The organism is Borborobacter xinjiangensis (assembly GCF_047739745.1).
Classification (GTDB): Bacteria; Pseudomonadota; Alphaproteobacteria; order Rhizobiales; family Rhizobiaceae; genus Pseudaminobacter.
In genome coordinates this window covers 188,062-210,052 of record NZ_JBLLVA010000006.1, presented here as the reverse complement: position 1 = coordinate 210,052, position 21,991 = coordinate 188,062, and the positions used below count along the sequence as shown (strand labels likewise).

The following is a 21,991-nucleotide window of genomic DNA, read 5'->3' as shown; positions in this document are numbered from 1 at the left end:
CGGTCCAGTAGACCGGCCTCGGCACGATCCGTCCCCTCTCGTCGCCTGCGGGTGGTCGAGGCCGGCAGGCGACAAACCATCAAGGCACCGATTCGGAGAAAACTCATAAGACAAGCTTGGACGTCCGGCTTGAGGGCGCTAAGCTGACTTCAAGATGGCGGTTCGACACTGCCTGCCACGTTTCATGTTTATGATTTGCTCTACGCCATGAGCGGCTCATGAACGTCGATCAAACACGCTTAACGAACAAAGTCTGCGGATGGTGCCAATGGCCTTGAAAGCTTGGCGCACAGCGGCGGCCGAGAATTCCCTGACGTTGACCAGGACTTCCGTTTCCAAGCCGGTCGCATTGGTTGCCGACTTGCCGGCTACGGCCTGACGACCGATCAAGAGGGAGGAGCCTCGTTTCGAGAGCTGCCGCTACTACCTGGATTGATGCGACGAAGTGGCCGCCTAATGCCGTTAGCCCAGTTTGCGCAAGTGCCATTTTGGCGGCGCGTAACGCCCGTACTCTATGGGAGGATCGACGGTGAGGCTGTCGTCAGAGTTAACTGCCAGTGTACGTCACTTCCCTTAACTCGGTATCGACTGAGATAGAGGTGTTGAGCCTGCTGGCCAGTAGAGCTGTTCGGCAAAAGGAGCGCCAACCGTAATATCGCTCCTTACGGGGAGGGTGGACGTTTTCTTTCCTGCCTCAAATTGGCGCTTTAAGCTGTTTAGGTTTGTCGAACCTAACGCCCGACCCTCCACCATTCTCCGGAATAAAAACGATTCCAGCGGCCTCTAACGCTCGCTGAATCGCGAGGAGGTTATTTCGATGGGGAAATCTTGCCCCGCGTTCAAAATCAACCACAGTTGCTCGTGACACGGCAGCTCCGTCCGCAAGTTGACCTTGGCTCCAGCCCAACATTGCACGCGCACCGCGACATTGCTCAGAAGAAATCATACAATTTGTCAAATATCGCTACTAATGGTTGACATTCGCAAACATTGGCGTGTTAATAGCCGTTACTGGTCACACAAAGCGGCCGCACAGGTGCTGCAACACTCTGCTCGGCCTGACCGAACCTAAGCTGTAGGGAGCTCGGATCATGGCTGATTCCGACACTATCATTTCTTTGTCCTTCGTCCTCCGCCGGCGGACAGGAGAATTTCGTCCTGCCGAGCCGAGATGCTTTCGATCCTGCTTTTCCAAGGTAACGAAGCGAGTGAAAATATAGGCGGCTAGCGGTCGAACAGGATGCTGCAACACCCTGATCGACCTGACCAAAACCCAAGCTGTAGGGGCTCGGATCATGGCTGATTCCGACAATAGCACGATTTTGCCTTCCGTCACCCGCAGGCGATTGTTGGCGGAGGGCTTGCGATGACTGCATCGCCTTCATTTGGTACTTCGGCTTGTGAGGCTTCGCAAGGTCCCGCAGGGCAGGGCGATCCTGTACTTGCTTTATGTGAGAGCTGGCGCAAGACTCATGAAGAAACGCTGGCGCTGTGTCGCAAACAGCAGCGGCTGGAGACATATCTCGCCAAAGCGATCGGCTTCCCCTGCGTCAAGGTGCGGCTCCGCAATGGCGAGGTCGTGACGGTCCATTCCATCGAAAGCCTGAGCCACATCTGTTCGCCTGAAGATGAGGCCATATGGCGCAGAGCGCTTGCGGACTTCGCCGTGCATCAGGCGCGCTGGAATGCCGCCGACGCCGGGATCGGATATTCGCAAACACAGGAACTGGAACGACAATCGGAAGCGGCGGAACGGGCTATTCTGGATGACCTGCCGCTGGCGCCAGCATCCTCCATGCAAGGAGTGTTGGCCAAGCTGTCGGTCATCCTACGCGACGGGGAGCATTGGGAGGAACCAGACGATTTTCCATGGCCTCACATCCGGTCGGTGCTCGATGACCTTGCCCGCCTCCATCACATCGACCCGGCGACGATCGCCGGATCAGATGAGCGCCAGAATAATGAGCATCAGAAAGATCGGGGCTGCTGTTTCCATACTGAACCGATCAATGGACGAAGCGTCGAATGACCGGCGCCTTGCTACTGGCGGAACTGGCCGATGCCGCGCCAGCCGATCACCGGGCTGACACGCTTGTCAATGCTTCGGTGCTCGGTGACGAGGAGACCCCCTCAATGCGAGCCTTGTGGGATGCCCGCTGGTTCACGTCGGACATCGCCGGTCATGCCCGTTATCTACTCCAAGACGGCGAGGCGGCAGACGATCCAACTGCCGAATCCATTGCTACCGCATTGCGCGGCCAGTTTGGCCTACGAGCCGTGACGATTGCGGCGTGGAGTGCATTCCTGGCATGGAATGACGACCGACAGCTTGCATTCCGCTTCTGGTGCGAGGTCCTTGCCTATCTCTATGCTTCCCCGCCGCAGACGGACCTGAAAACTTTTCCTGCAATGTAGGGCAGCGTTCTTCCAGGAGGGCAGCGATTGGACGGCGCCTGGACCGCAATGTCCAGGTATGTGGCTTTTGGCAATGATGGAGAGAGTCGCGGGCTGATCGATTCTCTTCATCTGTTTGGGAAATGATAGCGGATCGTCTGTGCCGTCGACGAATGTCGAGATCAGATCGCGCCGCTTTTAATGGCATTTGTCGTCTCGTCAACGCCGGTCATCGCAGGCCGCTTCGCAGCTATACGGATTGTGTCTCTCGTGGGTTGAGATGAGCTCTGGCCGCGCCGTGCCATCAATCCGCCCGCTGCGAGCCCCACCCCCATGGCCGCGAGCGCAAGCGCTACGGACCGGGCCGGCAGAGCAAGCTCCCAACCCGGCCGCAAACGCCGCGGAACAAGTCCATAGTCGACGGTGGCGGCGAGAAGCGAGGTGCCGAAGGCGCGTCCGATCACGCCTGTCACCGTCGGTTTCGATGCCGGCGGCGTGGCAAGCGCGAAGACCGAACCCCAGAAAAAGGCGGCTCCTATGTTAATCAGCAGGCCGGGCAGGGTGCGCGCTACGTCGATCTCCTCGCGCGGTGCATCTTCGGGCCCCCAAATGACGTGACTTGTGGCATTGATTGGACGCGCGGCCGAGTGGCCTTCCAGACGCGAGAGCAGCGCGACCGCGGTCAGCGCGGCGAAAGCTGCACCGGCGCCGGAATAGAGCGCGGTCCTGCTGCGGGACATTCCACTCTCGCTGCTCGACTGTTTCATCATAGCATTGGCCGGCCGCCGGTGATTTCGTAGAGCGCGCCGGTCGTGTAGCTTGATCCTTCCGAGGCGAGAAGCACATAAGTCGCCGCGAGTTCGGCCGGCTGACCGGGGCGCTTGAGCGGCGTATTCTTGCCAAAGTTCTTGACCTTCTCTGCCGGCATCGTCGAGGGGATCAGCGGCGTCCAGATCGGCCCCGGCGCAATCGCGTTGACCCTTATACCGCGCTCCACCACGAGACCTGCCAGTCCGGCGGTAAAATTGGCGATCGCACCCTTGGTGGTGGCGTAGGCAAGCAGCGTCGGCGAGGGACTGGTCGCGTTGATCGACGACGTATTGATGATCGTGGAGCCGGGCTTCATGTGCTTCACGGCCTCCTGACAAAGATAGAACATGGCGTAGACATTGGTGCGGAAGGTCAGATCCCATTCCTGGGCGGTAATGTCCTCGAGCTTTTCGAAGGTCGCCTGATGGGCCGCGTTGTTGATGAGGATGTCGAGCTTTCCGCACTCGTCGATGGCCCGCTGCACCAGTGAACGCGCGAAGCTCTCGTCTGCGATGTCGCCGCGTGCGAGCACCGCCTTGCGGCCCGCTTCCTCCACCCAGCGGGCGGTTTCGCGCGCATCCTCGTCCTCTTCCAGGTACGAAATTAAAATGTCCGCTCCCTCCCGCGCGAAGGCGATCGCGACCGCACGTCCGATGCCCGAGTCGGCACCCGTTATCAGCGCGACACGCTCCGTAAGCTTACCGCTGCCGCGATAGCTCTGTTCGCCGTGGTCGGGGCGGGGGTCCATTTTGTCGGTGTAGCCAGGCATATCCTGCTGCTGCTCTGGCAGCGGCGGCCGAGGATGTTTGTGTTGGGGATGGTCCTGCATGTCTGCTCCTGGTTCAGCTCTTCTGGCTGGAATTGGGGTTGCGGTGGTCCGCTTTCGTGATAGGTCCCTTGGCGGCTTTCGAACCGCCCCCCCATTCCTGAGCCTTGCGCGTTTGATCGCCGCCCTTGTGTTCCGGAGAACTACTCTTCGCGGTGCCGCTCTGGGCCTTATTCAGTTCACGCTCTTTCTTTGTGGTCATGGATGCTCTTCCTTGCGTTTGATCCTTCTGTTGCTTGTTCTTCAGCGGTTCCTCCGAGACATTTGCCTCGATCTGCTCGCGCCCGTTTCGGGCAACGCCCTTCGGAGTTCTCCGCGTCGTCCCGAAGCGTCGTCGGCGTCATCTCGGCTCCTAAGGATCAACCCGGGCCCCGATGACGAGTCGGCTTTCGGCGGCGGGTGCGGCATCAAGCACGTTTTCGACCTCTTCCGCCGGAGATTGCTGTAATGGCCAGAAGCGGCGACTGGTCGGCGTCATAAGGGCCGGTCAGCAACTGCGTTCGGCCGGACCCGTGAGGCGGACGCCCAGCTGTCCTATCCACTTGTCGTAGGCGGCCATAAAGGCAGCGGACTTCTCAGGCCGCACCTGCAAAAAGGGAAGGCGGTGCTGGCGTGTCCTAAACGCATGCATGAGACCGTTGATTCCGTAATCCGGCAGGCCGGTAGCCATTTTTAGCTCCTCACCAGATGCGTCCTAACCCGGTCGTGGAGGCAATGTTCCAGACTTCTTGCAGACGCTCAGAGACCTGCAGCCGTCTTCAGGTGCGGAATGGGACAGTGTCGGGCGCATCGCCGATGCATCCTGATTGGCAGTCGCAGGGTCGACCGGTGACGTGCGATCAAACCAGACAAGATGTCGACTGCCGCGAGAGCGGGGAGGCCATGTAATGGCTGAGTCGCCGCCGATAGATCATGCCAGTGTCGCGCCCGGGCGGCCGCCCTGCAGCCTCAGAGACTGCCGTTCCGTTCGAAATTTAGCAGGAACGACGGCTTTCCCCACTCGCAACTTTAGCCGTTCGATGCTGTTCGGAAGAGAAGGCCTGACTTCCTTGAGCTTCATCTCGCTTTCCCGCTCGGATGCACAGGCCATTTTCCTAAATGAGTGTCGAAGCCGATCAAACGCAGCATGGTCACCGAAGCGTTTGCGCCAAAGCTTTCCGATATTCGGCCCATCTCGGACGATGATCGCGATGATCGCTGAAACCGGTCCGACAAAGCCAATATCTCGATATCAGGAGCGAGCAGGATCACCGACCTATCGAGCACCAAATAGGTTCCATGCGTGGCTTCAAATCAACTACCTGCGCAGCGTTTCTGTCAGGGAGTGAGGCGGTTCAAGTGATGCGCAAACGGCGGGGCAGGTACGCTTACAATCTGAAGCCATCACCGCCGAGCAGTTCGAGACCTGGCCTCGTGAAAACAGGCGTTTCGGGGCCTAACCTACGGCGCTGCGGCGGACGTTTGCTCTTGCGCCGCTTTCCGAAATAACCAGGCAGATATGAGCCACAGTGCGGCGAAGAATCCGGTCAGGAACACGATAGCCTCTGGAAAGCTCGGCGCATCGGAACCAAATCCCGCAATCAGCGCAATTACGCCGACCAACGCCTGAGCGAGCGCCGTTGCAATCAAGGCCCGTGCCATCCCATGTGGCCGGAAACGCGCGATGGCGGCACCAATGATCCCGACGGCGAGCACGCCGCCATACATCAAGTTGGCGGGGTTATCCTCAGTGCCAATGATGCCAACGGCAAGGTTGAGCCAGACGAGGATGAATGCCGCCGCGATGGCCAAGCCGACGGCGGCGCGATAACGCATGCTGCCCGTCTTTCGGGCTGCCAGCTCGAAGCTGCCGAAAGCAACCGCCAACATGGCGCCGGCGACAAGGAAGTCGATCTCATCCCAGTTTACTTCGTCCGTAAACTGCATCGCGATCAAGGGCAGCAGCAGGAGGAGCAATGCGATGCCGCTGACAGCTATTCTCCAATGGCTCCGGCGTCCGTCACCGCTTTTTGCGTTTCCTGCCATCGCCTATCCCTGTGCATCGTGACGCTCAACTTGGCGCCTAGTCCCATGCGCCGACATGGACTGCAGCCGCTTCCTCAGACAGCATTGGACCGATCACTTCCACTTGACGCTGTCCCGATTCAAAGACCTCGCGGCAGGGCAGATCGAGTGTCGGGTTCTCGGGATGATTGCCGGTGATCTGCTTGAGTTGTTTCTCCGATAAAGCATAAACAACCCGTTTCATGCCCACCCAGTACGCCGCACCCGCGCACATTGCACAGGGTTCGGCCGACGTATACATACTGCATTCCTTCAAGAAGCCGGCCGGATAAGTTGTCGAGGCGCGCGTCATCAGGACTCGCTCGGCGTGGCCAGTCATATCCCTGTTCGGCTGATAGGCGTTGTGCTGGGTCATCAGCACCTCGCCTTCGGGGCCGACGAGGATTGCCGCAAATGGATGATTACCCGCCTCGCGCGCTTTGCGCGATTCGTCGATCGCCACCCGTAACAGCTTCTCGTGGTCGATAGTCATAACCTCTCCTTCCATTTTCAAAATATCATTCAGTGAGCCGCTCCGTCGGCTCTAATCCCAAGAGGTGGGCCAATTCGGATTTCCTGTGCTCCGTGGCCGGCGCTACATGCCGCTCGAGATGATCAAGATGCGAGCGCATCAGGGCAACCGCCTTGTCACGGTCGCCGGACAGAATCGCCGCAACGATATTTTCGTGCTCGTCTTCAGAGCATGAGGCGCGATGCTCGGGCTCGCCATGCGGCATGATGATGACCGGGGTCCGGGCAACCAGCTGTTCCAAATATTCAGCCAGAACCTCGTTCCCGGCATAGGCGGCCAAGCGGACATGGAAGTCCATGGACAGCTTGATACCGGTTCTTGTGTCGCCTTGCCGATAGGCTTCCCGCTCTTGATTGAGAAGACCTTTCAGCTCCTTCAGCCGCGCACGCTGCGGCATCTCCGCAAGCATCCCGGCCAGATGCGTTTCGATCAGCTGACGAGCTTGGAAGATCTGGACAACTTCCTCTCGCGAAGGAATGGCGACCGTTGCGCCATGCTGGTTGCGCAAGGTCACTACCTTGGCCGCGGCAAGTCGCATGAGAGCTTTGCGGATAACACTGCGCGTTACTCCGAATGCCTCGGCCAGAGGCAACTCCTTCAGCTTGACGCCGGGTTTCAGACGCCGATCGATGATGGCCTCATAAAGCTTTTGATAGACGATTTCGTCCGGGGACGTGGCGGGCACTCCGGCTTCGCGGCCTGCTTCGCTTGTCTCTTCAAGAATGGTTCGCGTTCGGTCCATGGCGCAATTTCCGATCCAGTGCTGCTCACCACTATAGGCCTCCACATAGAAACACTATAAACGACACCGCCGAAATTGCTGTAACAAAAAATGTTGACAAAAAATGTATCCATGGAAGGATGCCTGTCCTTAGAAGGCAGCTATAACCAAAACATCGGCTGCCGGAGGACCAAGGAACAGACCGATGGATGTGACCGACCCGGCGGCAGGCTTGTCGCGTGGCAGGGATGTGATTTCGTTTTTCATCAACGGTGAAAAACACACGATTACGCGTCCGGATACCAACCAGACGCTCCTGACGTATCTGCGCGAGGTTGCCGGCCTCACCGGCACCAAGGAAGGCTGCGCCGAGGGTGATTGCGGTGCATGCACGATTGTCGTGAGCGAGCGACACAATGGAAGCCTTTGCAGCCGCGCCATCAATTCCTGCATCCAGCTGTTGCCCACGCTGGATGGTAAGGAAATAACGACAGTTGAGGGTCTGCGAAGAGCAGATGGCGCGCTCGCCCCAATCCAGGCGGCCTTGATCGAAAGCCACGGATCACAGTGTGGCTTTTGTACGCCAGGCTTTGTCATGTCTCTGCATGCCATTTCGCTCTCAGAGACGCGTCCCGACCGGGAGGCTATCGAGTGCGCGCTGGCCGGCAATCTGTGCCGCTGCACCGGCTATCGTCCGATCATCAATGCTGCAGAGCATGTCGCGCGGCAAGACGATACGCGTGAAGTAGCGTATGTGCAGTCACAACGCGCCGGCTGCTCCGCCAGGCTGAGCCAGACGCTGGCAGGAGACATCGTCATCGACGTGCCCGGGCGACGCTACTGGTCGCCGACGAGCCTGCAAGATCTGGCAGAGATCCGGTTGGCAAACCCCGAGGCCAGGCTGCTTGCGGGAGGTACCGACCTTGGACTGACCGTTACCAAGAAGCGGCAAGATCTGCCGAGTCTGATCTACGTTGGTCGGGTCGCCGAACTGCGAAACATTGTCCGCACAGCCGACTGTTTGGAGATAGGTGCGGCTGTCGCACTGGCCGACGCCTTCGAGCCTCTGGTCGAGGCCTACCCGACCTTGGCTGAGTGGGCGCGGCGTTTCGCTTCCCCGCCCATTAGAAACAGTGGCACCCTCGGCGGCAACATTGGCAATGGCTCCCCGATCGGCGACTCAATGCCCGTCCTCATGGCCATTGGTGCCTCATTGGTGCTGCGTCGCGGCCAAGCGACGCGCGAAGTCGCCCTCGATGCATTCTACAGCGGCTACCAGCGCAACGTACTCGCTCCGGGCGAGTTCATCGAGCGCATTCGCGTGCCGTTGCGCCATCCAGGACGGTTCGTGCGCGCCTACAAGATATCCAAGCGTTTCGATCAGGATATCTCCGCGGTCTGCGCAGCTTTCGCGGTCGAACTGAAAGACGGAACGGTGAAGGATGCGCGAATTGGCTTTGGCGGGATGGCGGCAGTGCCGAAGCGCGCGTCGCACTGCGAGGCGGCAGTGCTCGGACGTCCATGGAACGAACAGACCGTCCTGGCTGCAATGGACGCACTCGACAGCGATTTTCAGCCGATCGACGACATGCGCGCCACACGCGGCTACCGGCGCCTGGTCGCGCGCAACCTTCTTAACAAATGTTTCCTCGAAACGTCCGGCTCTATCGAACGCATCAGTGTTCTTGCGGAAGAGGTAATCTGATGAGCAATCCAGATATCCAACGCGGCGGCGTCGGCCAGTCCATCCCCCACGACAGCGCGCGTCTGCACGTCACGGGCGTTGCCGACTATGTCGATGATCTACCGGAGCTGCGCGGTACGCTCTATGCGGCGATGGGCCAAAGCCAGCGCGCTCATGCCATTGTTCGCAAACTTGACCTGAGCAAGGTGCGCGCCGCGCCGGGCGTCATAGCCGTGCTCACGGCCGAAGACATTCCGGGCAAGAACGACTGCGGTCCGATGGTTGACGATGAGCCTATTCTGGCGCCCGGACTTGTCCAATGCGTCGGCCAGTCTCTGTTTTCGGTAGCCGCCGAAACGATCGAGCAGGCCAGGCGTGCCGTCAAGCTCGCCGAGGTCGAATACGAAGACCTGCCCCCGATATTCTCCATACGCGAAGCAATGGAAAAGCAGGCCTTCGTGCTGCCGACCCAACGCATCGTCCGGGGCAACGCCCAGGAAGCGATCGCGAATGCGTCGCATCGCCTGAGTGGCGCTATCCGCATGGGGGCTCAGGAGCAGTTCTACTTGGAAGGCCATATCGCCTACGCCGTTCCTCGCGACGACGGCGGCATGCACGTATACTCCTCGACCCAGCATCCAACCGAGACGCAACATCACGTCGCCCACGCGCTCGGTCTGTCTTCGAAGGACGTCGTGGCCGAATGCCGGCGCATGGGCGGCGGCTTCGGCGGCAAGGAAAGCGGCTCGGTGCTGTTTGCCTGCAACGCCGCGCTACTGGCGCAGAAGACCGGCCGGCCGGTCAAGCTCCGCGTCGACCGCGATGAGGACATGGTCATGACCGGCAAACGGCATGATTTCGAGACGGCGTTTGAGGTCGGCTTCGACGATCAGGGCCGCATCCGGGGCATAGACATGGACGTGATGGGGCGCTGCGGCTATTCGGCCGACCTGTCCGTCGGGGTCAACGACCGGGCCGCGCTTACCAGTGACAACGCTTATTTTCTGGAGCAGGCGACGGTCAATTCTTATCGCTGCAAGACCAACACGGTTTCAGCGACAGCGTTCCGCGGCTTCGGCGGACCGCAAGGCGCACTCGGGATTGAGCAGGTGATCGATGAGATCGCCTATCATCTCGGCAAGGACCCGCTGGAGGTGCGCCGTGCCAACTTCTACGGCACGAGCGAGCGCAACACCACGCATTACGGTCAGGAGGTTGGGGGCAATGTGATTGTTGATCTGGTGGACACCCTCGTCGCCAGCTCCGACTATCACGCGCGGCGAGCGGCAACACGCGCCTACAATGCCGGCGGCGGCGTGCTGCGCAAGGGGATAGCGCTGACGCCGCTCAAATACGGCATTTCCTTTACTTCGCCGTTCCTCAATCAGGCTGGCGCTCTTGTCCATGTGTATGCGGACGGCAGCGTGATGCTTAACCACGGTGGCACCGAAATGGGCCAAGGCTTGTTCACCAAGGTCGCCCAGGTGGTGTCCCAGGAATTGATGATCGACTTCGACCGCATCCGCATCACGGCTTCGGATACGAGCAAGGTTCCAAACACCTCGGCGACGGCTGCGTCCTCCGGCAGCGATCTCAACGGCAAGGCTGCGCAAGCCGCTGCCCGACAGATCCGGGAACGCTTGATCGCCTTTGCCTCCAGTCATTTCGGTGTCGAGCCGGACAAGATTCGATTCGTCCGAAATGCAGTTGATGTCGGGTCGGAACGAATTGCTTTCCCGGACCTGGTGAAGCTCGCTTACATGAACCGCATCCAGCTGTCTGCTACGGGCTTCTATCGCACGCCGACGCTCGATTGGGACAAGAACTCCCTCTCTGGCAAGCGTCCATTCTATTACTTCGTCTTCGGAGCGGCGGTTTCGGAGGTCGTCATCGACACTCTTACGGGTGAAAATCGAGTCCTTCGAACCGACATTCTCCATGACGTCGGCAGCTCGTTGAACCCCGCCCTCGACCGCGGCCAGATCGAGGGCGCTTTCACACAGGGCATGGGGTGGCTGACCATGGAGGAGTTGGTTTGGGACGCGAATGGGAGGCTCATGACCCATGCACCTTCGACCTACAAGATTCCCGTTGCCAGCGACATGCCGCGCGATTTCCGCGTAGCGCTTTATCGCTCGCCCGGCAATGTTGAAGATTCAATCTATCGGTCAAAGGCCGTTGGCGAGCCACCCTTGCTGCACGGAATTTCTGTCTTTTATGCGCTGCGCGATGCCATCGCCAGCGTCGCGGGCCATCGCTTTAGCCCTCGGCTCGATGCTCCGGCCACCTCGGAGCGCATCTTGATGAGCGTGAATGAGTTGCGTGAACGCGCCGCCGCTTTTCGGGAGACATCGCCTAAGCAATTGGAGGAGTTGCAAACATGAAGCCTAGTCGTCGCATATTCTTGATTTCCGCCACAGCCGCTGCCCTAATTTCCGCAGTGCCACTTCAGGCCCAGGATAAACCTGCTCTGGAAGTTGCGTTTCTCTATGACAATCCTGTTGGCGACGTCGGTTGGGTGCGCCAGCATGACGACGCCCGACTCGCCTTGGAAGAGGCGCTTGGCGCGGAGGTAAAGACCAAGGTCGTTCAGGTGCCTACCGGCGCAGATTCGGAGCGGGTGATGCGGCAGCTCGCTCAAGGCGGCACGAAACTCATCTACGCCGTTTCCTTTGGCTACATGAATCCAATGGCAAAGGTGGCGGCACAATTTCCCGACACAGTCTTCATGAACGCGCAAGGCTTCAAGACGAGCAAGAACATGGGCGTCTACTCTGCTCGTGTCTATGAGGGCTTCTACCTGAACGGCATCGTCGCCGGGAAAACGAGCAAGACCGGCACGGTCGGCTTTCTTGCTTCCATGCCCGTTCCCGAAGTGGTGCAATCAGTCAACGCGTTCGCGCTCGGCATGCGCAGCGTCAATCCCGACGCAGTGGTCAAGATCGTCTGGCTCAACACGTGGTACGATCCAGGTCGCGAGCGTGAAGCAGCCACCGCATTGCTGAGCGGCGGCGCGGACGTGCTGAGCTCCATCCTCTCCTCTCCCGTGTCAATCCAGGTCGCCGAGGAAAAGGGCGCCCATGCGGTTGCCTGGCAAAGCGACATGGCAAAGTACGGGCCGAAGGCCCAGCTGATCGCCACCGTGCTCGACTGGTCGCCGCTCTATGTCGCAAACACCAAACGCGTCATTGAAGGAACCTGGGAATCCGGCAGCGAATGGGCAGGCGCCAGTCAGGGCGTAATCCGGGTGTCGTCGCTCAACGAAGCAGTCCCCGCCGATGTCAAGGAACTGGTGGCAAAGGCGGAAGCCGATCTCAAATCCGGCAGCCTAAAGCCGTTCACGGGTCCGATCGCCGATCAGCACGGAAAAGAACGTGTCGCGGCGGGCGTTTCTCTGTCGGACGACGAACTGATGCGACTGGATTGGCTGTCGGCGGGAATTCAAGGCAGCATCCCGTCCAACTAGGAGCGATCGACTTGCCACAGGATCAGACACCACGCCTAGAGGTTCGCAGCCTGACCAAGGCTTACCCGGCGTTGATCGCCAATGACCGGGTGAACCTTGTCGTCCAACCCGGCGAAATCCATGCCGTGCTGGGCGAGAACGGCGCCGGCAAGAGTACGTTGATGAAAAGCATCTACGGCGTGATCAAGCCGGACGCCGGGCAAATCTTCTGGAACGGCGCGGAAGTGTCTATCGGCAGCCCGGCCCAGGCGCGCTCGCTTGGCATTGGCATGGTCTTTCAGCACTTCTCGTTGTTCGAAACGCTGACCGTGACGCAAAATGCCGCGCTGGGTCTGCCAGGCGCGCCGGACCTGAAGGATCTTGCTCGACGCATCGACGCGGTGTCAAAGCAATATGGACTTGCAATCGACCCGCAACGCTTCGTCTATTCTTTGTCGGTGGGCGAAAGGCAACGGGTCGAGATCATCCGCTGCCTCTTGCAGAACCCTCAGCTCCTGATCATGGATGAACCGACTTCCGTCCTGACACCACAGGCTGTCGAGAAGTTGTTCGACACGCTGCGGCAGCTCGCAACCAATGGATGTAGCATCCTTTACATCAGCCACAAGCTGCATGAGATCAAAGCGCTGTGCCAGCGCGCCACGATCCTGCGAGCTGGCCGCGTCACAGGTACGTGCAATCCGCAGGAAGAAACCGAGACAACCATGGCCCGCCTTATGGTCGGCCAGGAACTGGTTCAGGCGCGCCCGGGCGCACACAGGCCAGCCACCGGCGACGCAGTGCTGACTATTGACCGCCTCGACCATCCGACGGCCGATCCGTTCGGGACTGACCTCAAGGACATCTCCCTGGCACTATGTCCGGGCGAGATCGTCGGTATAGCGGGGGTTTCCGGCAACGGCCAGCAGGAGTTGCTGCGCGTGTTGTCGGGTGAGTCGCGATGTCAACGAAACGAAGCCATCAGGCTGGTCGGCAAGGCGGTCGGTCATCAACCGCCTAACGCGCGGCGGCAGCTCGGGCTGTGTTTCGTTCCGGAAGAGCGGCTTGGGCGCGGCGCCGTTCCGGATCTTTCGCTTGTGGAGAACGCGCTTATGACGGCCCACGGTGCCGGTCTGGCCAAGAACGGCCTCGTCGACGGTGCCGCCGTTCTTTCCTTCGCTAAACGGGTCATAGCGGACTTCAGGGTCAAGTGTGACGGGCCCAAATCCGCCGCGTCGAGTCTGTCGGGCGGCAATCTGCAGAAGTTCATCGTCGGGCGGGAGATCCTGCAGAAGCCGCGCGTCTTCATCGTGGCTCAGCCAACCTGGGGCGTCGATGTGCATTCGAGCGCATTCATCCGCAATACGCTTGTTGAACTTCGGGACGCCGGCGTTTCGATACTTGTGGTGTCCGACGATCTCGATGAACTGTTCGAAATTTGCGATCGCATGGCAGTGATCGCCAGCGGAAGATTGTCGCCCGCGGTGCGCCGCGAGGAGACGAACATTGAAGAAGTCGGCGTCTGGATGAGCGGTTTATGGCCAGCTCCAGTCCGGCACGACCAATCGTCGGAGGCGCGGCATGTGGCCTAAGCTCGAATGCCGACCAGCGCCCTCACGCGTAATGCAGATCATGTCGCCGATCATCGCGCTCGTGCTGACGGCAATCGTAGGAACCGCTCTCTTCCTGTTTCTAGACCGCAATCCGCTGCAGGCGTTCGAAGCGTTGTTCCTCACGCCTATCAACAGTCTCGCCGGTATCGGCGAACTTGCCATCAAAGCCTCGCCCCTCATGCTTATAGCGGTCGGCGTGGCGATTGGTTTCAAAGCGAATATCTGGAATATCGGGGCGGAAGGCCAACTGGTCCTGGGGGCTATCGCCGGAGGCGGCCTCGGCCTTTACTTCTCGGACGCCGGCGGGTGGTGGCTCTTGCCGGCCATGGTCCTGGTCGGCGCTGCCGCCGGTGCGCTTTGGGCCGCCATTCCGGCCTATCTGCGCGTGCGTTTCAATGCCAATGAGATCTTGACGAGCCTCATGCTCACCTACGTCGCCCAATTGGCGCTCAGCTACCTTGTCTACGGTCCATGGCGCGATCCGGACGGCTTCAACCTGCCCCAGAGCCGCCTGTTGGGCGAGAACGCGCTTTTCCCGATTATCCTCGACGGTACGCGCATGAACGCCAGCCTGTTCATTGCGTTGGCGGCGGTCGCGGCGGCCTGGCTCTTTCTTTCCCGCAGCTTGCTAGGTCACCAGATGCGCGTTGCTGGTCTTTCGGAGGCGGCAGCGTCCTACGCCGGCATCCACGCCAATCGCATGGTGTGGGTGGGCATGCTGATCGGTGGCGTCGCTGCTGGCGTTGCCGGTGTTGGCGAGGTCGCGGGACCTGTGGGACAGCTGTTGCCGGTCGTATCGCCAGGCTATGGGTTTGCCGCCATTATCGTCGCATATGTCGGCCGCCTGCACCCGGTCGGCATCGTACTGGCCAGTCTGCTCATGGCGCTGCTCTATCTGGGGGGCGAAACCGCCCAGTTGAACCTCGATCTACCGGCCGCAATCAGCAGCCTGTTTCAGGGCACGCTGCTTTTCATCCTTTTGGGAACCGACGTTCTGATCAACTACCGTGTATCATTTGGCGGTAGCGCCTCGCTGGCGCGGCAGCGGGCATAAGGGAAGGCCTGCGACATGGACACACTTATATTCGTGGTGGTAGCGACTATTGGAGCCGGCACCGCAATTGTGCTGGCGGCGTTTGGCGAGCTCGTCACTGAAAAGTCGGGGGTACTCAATCTGGGCGTCGAAGGCATGATGCTGGTCGGCGCCGTCGCCTCCTTCGCTGCAACCACCCAATCCGGCAGCGTCGCGGTTGGCGTCGCCACGGGCATGATAGCAGGCATGGCGATGGCGCTGCTGTTCGCTTTCCTGACGCTGACGTTGATGGCCAACCAGGTAGCCTGCGGCCTTGCGCTATCCATCTTTGGCGTCGGGCTCAGCGCATATTTCGGACGTGCCTACGTCAATATCGTGCTGCCAGCGCAACCGGCTGTTGCGATCCCCGGACTTTCCGACATCCCTGTCATAGGTCCCATGTTCTTTAACCATCAGCCAATGGTTTATGTGTCCTGGCTGCTTCTGGCTGCCGTGTGGTGGTTTCTTTACAGAAGCCGTATCGGGCTGAAACTGCTTGCGGTCGGCGAGTCTCCCGCTTCCGCTCACGCACTCGGACTTCCCGTCAACGCAATACGTTATGGCGCGACGTTGTTTGGAGGCGCGATGGCTGGATTGGGCGGCACGTTCCTGGCCGTCATGTACACGCCGATGTGGGTGGAAGGCATGACGGCTGGCCGGGGATGGATTGCGCTGGCACTGGTGGTGTTCGCTACTTGGAGACCGCTGCGCGTCGTACTTGGGGCCTATTTGTTCGGCGGCATCACCGTCGCACAGTTGGTCGTCCAAAGCCGCGGGATAGAGATTCCCTCGCAGCTCTTGTCCATGCTGCCCTATCTGGCGACGATTGTCGTCCTTGTCTTTATCTCCAGTGACAAGCAGCGCATGCGTCTCAACACGCCGGCCTCACTTGGAATAACCTTCCGGTCTGCCAGCTAAAATTCCTTGCAAGTCAGCAAATAGATATGACCGCGCGGCCTTCAGGATCAATCACATGCAAGAGGTTGACGGCAGCCGGTCAACGCGGGGTTCATTCAGAGAAGGGCACACAGCGAGCCTGCAATCGCGCAAATGATTGGCCGACCGTAGCGGCTTTCTCTTCGCCAGGGCTTTTCGCGGCCTTCAAGCCTCCCTGCTTGGCCCGCGTGTTCCCAAGTCTTGGTGCAACCGGCGGCGTGTTCAGGGGTTGCAAAAACCCTCAGGCCACGCCGCCGGTACATTTTTTTGGATGGGGACTGCTTGTCGAAATGGCGCAGAACAAGAACTGCATTAAGACAGGGCGAGCGTAATCTCCATTGTTTGTGGCTCCGGATTTCCAAGGCGTTGTGTGCTTAACCGGCTTTGAATAGCCAAGGCAGGGCGATGCCGGCTCGGCCTCGCTTGCTTGGCATGCGTGCCTCGAATCGCGGCGCGGCGGTAATCTGAAACGCCGATCAACCGGTATGTAGATGATCATGTGATCGGCTCACTTGCCACTTCCTCGCCTCTCTTGCGACAAGGCGCGACGCTCTTTCCGGGGACAGCCGCGAACGCATCGTCTAGTGATCACTCCTTCGCCAATTCGCCCCCATCGATTGACGGCGCGAACACCCATTATGCTCGGCACGCTCCACAAAATTTTTGGCCCCAGACGCAACGGGCTGCCGCCAAGGAACGGCCAGGGGTGGTGGTCGGCGGAGAGGAAGAGGAGGGCGGGGACATTTCGTGGCGGGTGGAAAGGTTCGGAGAGAGGCTCCAGCCGGCCCGCCATGGAGAAACGACATGGCAAAAGCCATTCAGAAGATCACCCTAAATCAGGCGGAGAACATTCCCTTCGACAAGATCGAGTTGTCGCAGAAGAATGTCCGGCGCATCAAGGACGGCGTCTTGATCGAGCAGCTTGCCGAAGACATCGCTCTTCGCGGACTGCTGCAAAGTCTGAACGTTCGTCCCATTCGCGGTGCGGATGGTAAAGAAACCGGTCGCTTCGACGCTCCGGCAGGTGGGCGCCGCTACAAGGCGCTCGAGTTGCTTATCGAGCAAAAGCGTATGCTCAAGACGGCGCCCACGCCCTGTATCGTCAATCGCGCCGAGACAACGTCGCCCGAAGAAGATTCGCTCGCAGAGAATACCCAGCGGGAGCAACTGCATCCGCTGGATCAGTTCAGGGCGTTCAAGACCCTGAGCGACCAAGGGTTCGACACGGCGGAAATCGCAGCCCGCTTCTTCGTCACGCCGACCTTCGTCAAGCAGCGCCTGAAGCTGGCGGCTGTAGCGCCGAAGCTGCTCGACCTCTACGAGGAGGGCGAGATCAGGATCGACCAGCTCGAGGCGTTCGCCGTCTCGAACGACCATGTTCGCCAGGAGCAGGTGTGGGACACGATCTGCAGGGCCAATGTGCGGCAGCCCTACTATATCCGGCGGTTGCTTACCGAAACCGCGGTGCGTGCCAATGATCGTCGTGCAGTCTATGTCGGCATCGATGCCTATGAGGCTGCCGGCGGTGCCGTCATGCGGGACCTGTTTGAACAGGATCAGGGCGGATGGCTCCAGGATCCTGCGCTGCTCGAACAGCTCGTTTTCGAGAAGCTGAAGCGTAATGCAGAGACACTGAAGGCTGAGGAAGGCTGGAGGTGGGTCGAGGCCGCAATCGATTTCCCGTATGGCCACGCTTCCGGCCTGCGCCGCTTCTACGGCAAGCAGGCCGAACTTGGTGCTGACGAGCTTGCACGTTATACCGAGGTGAAGACGCAGTACGACAAGCTCGACGCTGAGTATGCTGCAGCGGAGGACTATTCCGAGGAGACCGAAGCGAGGCTCGAGGACCTTGGCAACGAGCTGGATCAATTCAATGAGCGGCCTTATGTCTTCGACCCGGTAGAGGTTGCCCGCGGCGGTGCCTTCATCTCGCTCGGCGCCCAAGGCGAACTGAAGATTGAGCGTGGCTTCGTGCTGGCCGAGGATGAGCCGGTCGCCAGCGCCGACGACAGCGATGCAGGCGCTAACGATCACGATGGCGAGGAGGCGGCTTCGTTGACCGGCCGCGTCTCGATCAACGGAAGGCCTGTCGACTGCGACCAGCCGCAAGAGGAAGATGATGAGATCGGTCCGCTCGCCGCTCGCCTCATCGAGGATCTGACCGCAACGCGCACCATCGCGCTCAGGAACGCACTTGCCAACGATCCGGCGATGGCATTCGTCGCCGCCCTGCACGCGTTCGTCCTGAAGGCGTTCTACGCATCCAGCTTGGCCTCCTGCCTGGAGATCACGATGCAGACGACGGCGTTCGGCCAGACTCCGGGACTCGGCGACACGCTTTGGGCAAAGGAGATCGAACAGCGCCATGACGCGTGGGGTCACGATCTCCCAAACAGCTCAGCAGAGCTTTGGGACTTTCTAACCGCGCTCGACGAAGCCAGCAGGCAGGCACTGTTCGCGCACTGCGTGTCGCTTTCGCTCAATGCCGTGATCCAGCCCTGGAATCGGCGTCACGCGGCAATCGCCCATGCCGAGCGACTGGCGCGGACGATCGGGTTCGACATGGCCGAGGCAGGTTGGATGCCGACGCTCGACAACTATCTCGGCCGGGTGACCAAGGGCCATATCCTGCAGGCGGTCCGCGAAGCCAAGGGCGAGCAATCTGCGAAGTTTATCGACCATCTCAACAAGGCGGACATGGCGCGCGAGGCCGCCCGGCTGCTCGAAGGCAGCCGATGGCTCCCCGAGCCGTTGCGGCTGACTGTCGATGAAGCTCCCGCAGATTGCTGCGACAACAACGCTAGGGATGGGGCTCTCGAAGATGACACCGCCGAAGGCGTCGGCCTCGAGCCGCCGGCACTCGTGGCCGAGGACGTCGAAACGGAGAAGTCCGCGCGCCAGGAGCCCGGTCTTGATGAGAACCGTCTCCTCGACGCGGCTGAATAGTCGACCACTGATAGACAATCACGACCGGCCTGTCTGTTTCCGAACAGGAGAATGAAACGCCAAGGCCGGTTCACCATTCATCTCACCAGCCCGGTTGCCGCTAGAGCGCAACCGGGCTCTTTCATTTCAGGAGACTCCATCATGAAAACCATGGTTTCCAGTTCCCGGCCCGTACCCTCAAGCTTCAAGGTCGACGTCTCGCGTGGCGAGCGCATCGGCCGTGTCTCGTCCGAATGGTTCTCGCGCCCCGACGACGAGCGTTATCTGTCGCTCTCCGAGTTGCATCATGCCGTGAAATCTCGGGCTGATCGCGCCCGCACCCGTACCGTGGAAAGCTCAGCGATCCGCGTCGAAGCCACTCGCGGCGATGCCGAGCACCTCGCCCTCATTACTTCCGGCGAGCACCAGGCGCTCACGCCCACGCACTGGAGCTACGGGCAGCTCTGCAGCCTGGTCGGCGCTCCTTCCAGCTACATGCGCCAGTTGCCCGCGCCGCTCGCGGCGATCAATCTTCAGCACGGCCTTCTCAATCACCGCGCTGAACTGGTGAAAACGCTGGAGATGAATGACGGTCGCGTCGAATTGCGCGCGGTGACCGGTCCCGAGTACGGGCGTATCTGGGACCACGAGCTTGTGAGTGCTGTAATAAGCATCGCCGGGAATGGGACGGGCGATACAATCTGGAAGGTGCCGGGCGTTCTCGACTGGTCGACCATGACCCACAACCCCTTCATCGACATCACCAAGGACACGACGACACTCTATGCCAGCGACCGCGATGTCTTCTTGTTTCTCGTTGACGACACGCACCCGATCGAGGCCGGTCGCCTGCCGAACGGCGAGCCGGATCTCTACTTCCGCGGGTTCTATGCCTGGAACTCTGAGGTGGGGTCGAAGACCCTCGGCATCGCCAGCTTTTATCTTCGTGCCGTGTGTTGCAACCGCAACCTCTGGGGTGTCGAGAATTTCGAGGAAATCACCATTCGGCATTCCAAGTTCGCGGCACAGCGCTTTGCCCATGAGGCGGCGCCAGCGCTGACGAATTTTGCCAATTCCTCTCCTGCGCCGTTCGTCGCAGGCATTCGGGCGGCCCGCCAACGCATCGTGGCCCGCAATGACGAAGATCGGGATTCCTTTCTGCGACGCCGCGGTTTCTCCAAGGCCGAAACAGGAAAGATCATCGAGACCGTTTTGCGGGAGGAGGGTCGGGCACCGGAATCTATTTTCGATTTTGTACAGGGCATGACCGCCCATGCCCGCACCAAGGCACATCAAGACACGCGGCTCGAACTGGAAGCCAAGGCCAGGAAGCTGCTCGAAAGCGCAGCCTGAGCGGTCCGTCGCGTTTTATTATGCCGATCCGATGCCGTCGCTCGGGGCTCGTCCCGAACGGCGGCATTTCCCGGAAGCAAATGATGGTGCCGAGCATGACCATCGGGAAGCCTATTCCCGCCTCGCCTCGTGGACCGCGATCGAAGTGAGCCGGTCTGCTCTTCCGGCAATTTGGTCACTGATCATTTCCGTTCAACCGAACCGGCCAATGCCATTGCAGAAAGGAGGCACCGGCAATTTTTAGCATCAGGGGAGCCTCGGCATTTCCCCGTCCGCAACCCGCCAGACCCAGGGCTTCATTTCGGGCCTCGCTTCTATCATCTCCGCGAGAGCGCGCTCATAATCGTTTCCGGCTGCTGCAGGAACGATGAACATTGCGACAGGGACTGGCTTCTGTTCGGGTAGAGTCACCGACACGACAGGCTTGTCACGGGGTAGGTTGAAACGCAGCCCCTTGACGCTTTTGCGCTTGAGGACGCTCAGCTTCTCCAAGAGCCGCAGTTCGTCGACGTTCTCGAATGGAAGCCAGTGCTCGTTGACGACCATCAGCGCAATCTCCTCGACCGAGGCAATGCCGGCGCGCGAAATGCCGAATGTGGCGATGGCGATCAGGTGGAAGGTGTGGTTTGACCGCCAAAGTTCCAGTTCGGCCTCGTAGCGCAAGGCCAACCGGGGCCACGCGCACTCGACCATCAGCGGAAACGGCAAATGCCGCGCCACGACCTTGTGAGTCTGTCTCGCAGCGGCAACTTCCTTGACCTCGGCAACGATCAGCATGAGCTTGCGGGGTCCCGACCCCGCCGTCTGGATTCCCTTGAGCGCCGTCGCGCGCCTGGCGGAGATGCCGTGCCTGTCGTGGTGACGAAAAACTTCCGGGACGAACAGCATGTCGCTCAACGGGCTGCCTTTCACCGTCATTTGCGAGGCGGCATTGAGAAGGCTGTTTCGCACCCGGCTCCAGCCACGTTTGCCTGCCCAGGTAGAGCGCCATTCCGTCAGTTCCCCGGCCTCCCACAAATAATGAAGCATCGCCCGCAGCGACAGCTTCCTGGCTTCGCCGTGGATGCTCGGCTGCGATGGCTCAACCCTGCCAGGCGACGACCGCGGTCCTCTTTTGGTTAAGGGAAAGTCCAGCCTCAGCTCGGCTCTTCCGGCGGCGTCGATCTGGATCGCATTGCCGATCAGCGGCCCGAGGCCGGAAAGCTCGTAGGGCGATTGGTAGGATGGACAGGCAGGATCGTGATCGCGCCCCGACAGTGGCATGCGCTTGATCAGATAATGATCCTCCAGACGTGCGATATACATCGGAACTGGCACTTCCTTGCACATGCATAGCGGACGAAGCCGCTCCTCGTAGGCGTGCTGAAGAAGCATCCTCAGCTCCGGAGCGTTCTCGCTCAGTATCCGGCTGCCGATCTTGAATCGTCGCACCCCTCTACCCCCTGTCTTGCGACCGACAGCGTACATCGCGCCAATCTCGTCAGAACGGGCGCAGCACGCGTGGCGTCGATTCATATATCAGAAATGGGACAACACAGTCGTAGATGCTCGGCGGTTGCGAAAGGGCAGAAGCGAGACTGTATTAGAGGGAGAGCAGGGCCGGGCGACGTGGCGGCCCTGGTGGCACCTGGAGAGCG

General features: G+C 60.2%; 19 protein-coding genes. 10 read left to right on the top strand and 9 right to left on the bottom strand.

What is annotated here, in order from left to right; all coding sequences use genetic code 11:
* Positions 1 to 694 precede the first annotated feature (694 nt).
* A complete protein-coding gene (locus tag ACLKMW_RS09895; protein WP_415724293.1) occupies positions 695 to 910 on the bottom strand; it encodes a helix-turn-helix transcriptional regulator in 216 nt (71 codons plus the stop codon).
* Between the two features lie 456 nt (positions 911 to 1,366).
* Here ACLKMW_RS09895 and ACLKMW_RS09890 point away from each other — a divergent pair, with 456 nt between their 5' ends.
* Both ACLKMW_RS09890 and ACLKMW_RS09885 read left to right on the top strand, forming a co-directional pair.
* On the top strand, positions 1,367 to 2,029 hold the full coding sequence (locus ACLKMW_RS09890; protein ID WP_415724285.1) for a hypothetical protein: 663 nt from the start codon (positions 1,367 to 1,369) through the stop codon (positions 2,027 to 2,029).
* Entirely contained in the window at positions 2,026 to 2,415 is a 390-nt protein-coding gene (locus ACLKMW_RS09885; protein WP_415724284.1) for a hypothetical protein, read from the top strand. The genes ACLKMW_RS09890 and ACLKMW_RS09885 overlap by 4 nt, the downstream gene beginning before the upstream one ends.
* 161 nt (positions 2,416 to 2,576) lie before the next feature.
* Here ACLKMW_RS09885 and ACLKMW_RS09880 read toward each other — a convergent pair whose 3' ends face one another.
* The 7 genes from ACLKMW_RS09880 to ACLKMW_RS09850 form a co-directional block, all read right to left on the bottom strand.
* Positions 2,577 to 3,134 (bottom strand): hypothetical protein, encoded by a 558-nt coding sequence (locus ACLKMW_RS09880; RefSeq protein WP_415724283.1) that lies wholly within the window; start codon positions 3,132 to 3,134, stop codon positions 2,577 to 2,579.
* 26 nt (positions 3,135 to 3,160) lie between these two features.
* Positions 3,161 to 4,033, bottom strand: coding sequence for an SDR family oxidoreductase (locus ACLKMW_RS09875; protein WP_415724282.1), 873 nt, complete (start codon positions 4,031 to 4,033; stop codon positions 3,161 to 3,163).
* Positions 4,034 to 4,046: 13 nt separating this feature from the next.
* Positions 4,047 to 4,232, bottom strand: coding sequence for a hypothetical protein (locus ACLKMW_RS09870; RefSeq protein ID WP_415724281.1), 186 nt, complete (start codon positions 4,230 to 4,232; stop codon positions 4,047 to 4,049).
* 285 nt (positions 4,233 to 4,517) lie between these two features.
* Positions 4,518 to 4,700: a hypothetical protein gene (locus tag ACLKMW_RS09865; protein ID WP_415724280.1), complete on the bottom strand. Its 183-nt coding sequence runs from the start codon at positions 4,698 to 4,700 to the stop codon at positions 4,518 to 4,520.
* Positions 4,701 to 5,470: 770 nt separating this feature from the next.
* The gene (locus ACLKMW_RS09860) at positions 5,471 to 6,055 is read right to left on the bottom strand and encodes a hypothetical protein (protein WP_415724279.1); all 585 of its coding nucleotides are present in this window, start codon (positions 6,053 to 6,055) and stop codon (positions 5,471 to 5,473) included.
* 37 nt (positions 6,056 to 6,092) lie between these two features.
* Positions 6,093 to 6,566, bottom strand: coding sequence for a nucleoside deaminase (locus ACLKMW_RS09855; protein WP_415724278.1), 474 nt, complete (start codon positions 6,564 to 6,566; stop codon positions 6,093 to 6,095).
* Between the two features lie 25 nt (positions 6,567 to 6,591).
* Positions 6,592 to 7,347 carry a GntR family transcriptional regulator gene (locus ACLKMW_RS09850; RefSeq protein WP_415724277.1) on the bottom strand — a complete coding sequence of 252 codons (756 nt, stop codon included), beginning with the start codon at positions 7,345 to 7,347 and terminating at the stop codon, positions 6,592 to 6,594.
* 184 nt (positions 7,348 to 7,531) lie between these two features.
* Between ACLKMW_RS09850 and xdhA the strand changes: the two genes are divergently transcribed.
* From xdhA to ACLKMW_RS09810, 8 genes are all read left to right on the top strand, one after another.
* Positions 7,532 to 9,031: a xanthine dehydrogenase small subunit gene (gene xdhA / locus ACLKMW_RS09845; protein ID WP_415724276.1), complete on the top strand. Its 1,500-nt coding sequence runs from the start codon at positions 7,532 to 7,534 to the stop codon at positions 9,029 to 9,031.
* Complete coding sequence (gene xdhB, locus ACLKMW_RS09840) at positions 9,031 to 11,394, top strand: xanthine dehydrogenase molybdopterin binding subunit (RefSeq protein ID WP_415724275.1); 2,364 nt, start codon at positions 9,031 to 9,033, stop codon at positions 11,392 to 11,394. Before xdhA ends, xdhB begins: the two co-directional genes overlap by 1 nt.
* Positions 11,391 to 12,476, top strand: a complete 1,086-nt coding sequence (locus ACLKMW_RS09835; RefSeq protein WP_415724274.1) for a BMP family ABC transporter substrate-binding protein — start codon at positions 11,391 to 11,393, stop codon at positions 12,474 to 12,476. Before xdhB ends, ACLKMW_RS09835 begins: the two co-directional genes overlap by 4 nt.
* Positions 12,477 to 12,487: 11 nt before the next feature.
* Positions 12,488 to 14,047, top strand: coding sequence for an ABC transporter ATP-binding protein (locus tag ACLKMW_RS09830; protein ID WP_415724273.1), 1,560 nt, complete (start codon positions 12,488 to 12,490; stop codon positions 14,045 to 14,047).
* Complete coding sequence (locus ACLKMW_RS09825; protein WP_415724272.1) at positions 14,037 to 15,122, top strand: ABC transporter permease; 1,086 nt, start codon at positions 14,037 to 14,039, stop codon at positions 15,120 to 15,122. The genes ACLKMW_RS09830 and ACLKMW_RS09825 overlap by 11 nt, the downstream gene beginning before the upstream one ends.
* Before the next feature lie 15 nt (positions 15,123 to 15,137).
* Entirely contained in the window at positions 15,138 to 16,058 is a 921-nt protein-coding gene (locus ACLKMW_RS09820; RefSeq protein ID WP_415724271.1) for an ABC transporter permease, read from the top strand.
* An 822-nt stretch (positions 16,059 to 16,880) separates the two neighbouring features.
* The gene (locus ACLKMW_RS09815; protein ID WP_415724270.1) at positions 16,881 to 19,022 is read left to right on the top strand and encodes a ParB/RepB/Spo0J family partition protein; all 2,142 of its coding nucleotides are present in this window, start codon (positions 16,881 to 16,883) and stop codon (positions 19,020 to 19,022) included.
* 141 nt (positions 19,023 to 19,163) lie between these two features.
* Positions 19,164 to 20,354, top strand: a complete 1,191-nt coding sequence (locus ACLKMW_RS09810; RefSeq protein WP_415724269.1) for a DUF932 domain-containing protein — start codon at positions 19,164 to 19,166, stop codon at positions 20,352 to 20,354.
* Positions 20,355 to 20,600: 246 nt separating this feature from the next.
* Here the strand turns inward: ACLKMW_RS09810 and ACLKMW_RS09805 are convergent, their stop codons facing one another.
* Positions 20,601 to 21,785, bottom strand: coding sequence for a DUF1173 domain-containing protein (locus ACLKMW_RS09805; protein ID WP_415724268.1), 1,185 nt, complete (start codon positions 21,783 to 21,785; stop codon positions 20,601 to 20,603).
* Positions 21,786 to 21,991 lie beyond the last annotated feature (206 nt).

What these genes read in the sequence shown, in the direction of transcription:
- ACLKMW_RS09895 (WP_415724293.1), bottom strand. Translation starts at nt 910, where the DNA reads ATGTTGGGCTGGAGCCAAGGTCAACTTGCGGACGGAGCTGCCGTGTCA.
- ACLKMW_RS09890 (WP_415724285.1), top strand. Translation starts at nt 1,367, where the DNA reads ATGACTGCATCGCCTTCATTTGGTACTTCGGCTTGTGAGGCTTCGCAA.
- ACLKMW_RS09885 (WP_415724284.1), top strand. Translation starts at nt 2,026, where the DNA reads ATGACCGGCGCCTTGCTACTGGCGGAACTGGCCGATGCCGCGCCAGCC.
- ACLKMW_RS09880 (WP_415724283.1), bottom strand. Translation starts at nt 3,134, where the DNA reads ATGTCCCGCAGCAGGACCGCGCTCTATTCCGGCGCCGGTGCAGCTTTC.
- ACLKMW_RS09875 (WP_415724282.1), bottom strand. Translation starts at nt 4,033, where the DNA reads ATGCAGGACCATCCCCAACACAAACATCCTCGGCCGCCGCTGCCAGAG.
- ACLKMW_RS09870 (WP_415724281.1), bottom strand. Translation starts at nt 4,232, where the DNA reads ATGACCACAAAGAAAGAGCGTGAACTGAATAAGGCCCAGAGCGGCACC.
- ACLKMW_RS09865 (WP_415724280.1), bottom strand. Translation starts at nt 4,700, where the DNA reads ATGGCTACCGGCCTGCCGGATTACGGAATCAACGGTCTCATGCATGCG.
- ACLKMW_RS09860 (WP_415724279.1), bottom strand. Translation starts at nt 6,055, where the DNA reads ATGGCAGGAAACGCAAAAAGCGGTGACGGACGCCGGAGCCATTGGAGA.
- ACLKMW_RS09855 (WP_415724278.1), bottom strand. Translation starts at nt 6,566, where the DNA reads ATGACTATCGACCACGAGAAGCTGTTACGGGTGGCGATCGACGAATCG.
- ACLKMW_RS09850 (WP_415724277.1), bottom strand. Translation starts at nt 7,347, where the DNA reads ATGGACCGAACGCGAACCATTCTTGAAGAGACAAGCGAAGCAGGCCGC.
- xdhA (WP_415724276.1), top strand. Translation starts at nt 7,532, where the DNA reads ATGGATGTGACCGACCCGGCGGCAGGCTTGTCGCGTGGCAGGGATGTG.
- xdhB (WP_415724275.1), top strand. Translation starts at nt 9,031, where the DNA reads ATGAGCAATCCAGATATCCAACGCGGCGGCGTCGGCCAGTCCATCCCC.
- ACLKMW_RS09835 (WP_415724274.1), top strand. Translation starts at nt 11,391, where the DNA reads ATGAAGCCTAGTCGTCGCATATTCTTGATTTCCGCCACAGCCGCTGCC.
- ACLKMW_RS09825 (WP_415724272.1), top strand. Translation starts at nt 14,037, where the DNA reads ATGTGGCCTAAGCTCGAATGCCGACCAGCGCCCTCACGCGTAATGCAG.
- ACLKMW_RS09820 (WP_415724271.1), top strand. Translation starts at nt 15,138, where the DNA reads ATGGACACACTTATATTCGTGGTGGTAGCGACTATTGGAGCCGGCACC.
- ACLKMW_RS09815 (WP_415724270.1), top strand. Translation starts at nt 16,881, where the DNA reads ATGGCAAAAGCCATTCAGAAGATCACCCTAAATCAGGCGGAGAACATT.
- ACLKMW_RS09810 (WP_415724269.1), top strand. Translation starts at nt 19,164, where the DNA reads ATGAAAACCATGGTTTCCAGTTCCCGGCCCGTACCCTCAAGCTTCAAG.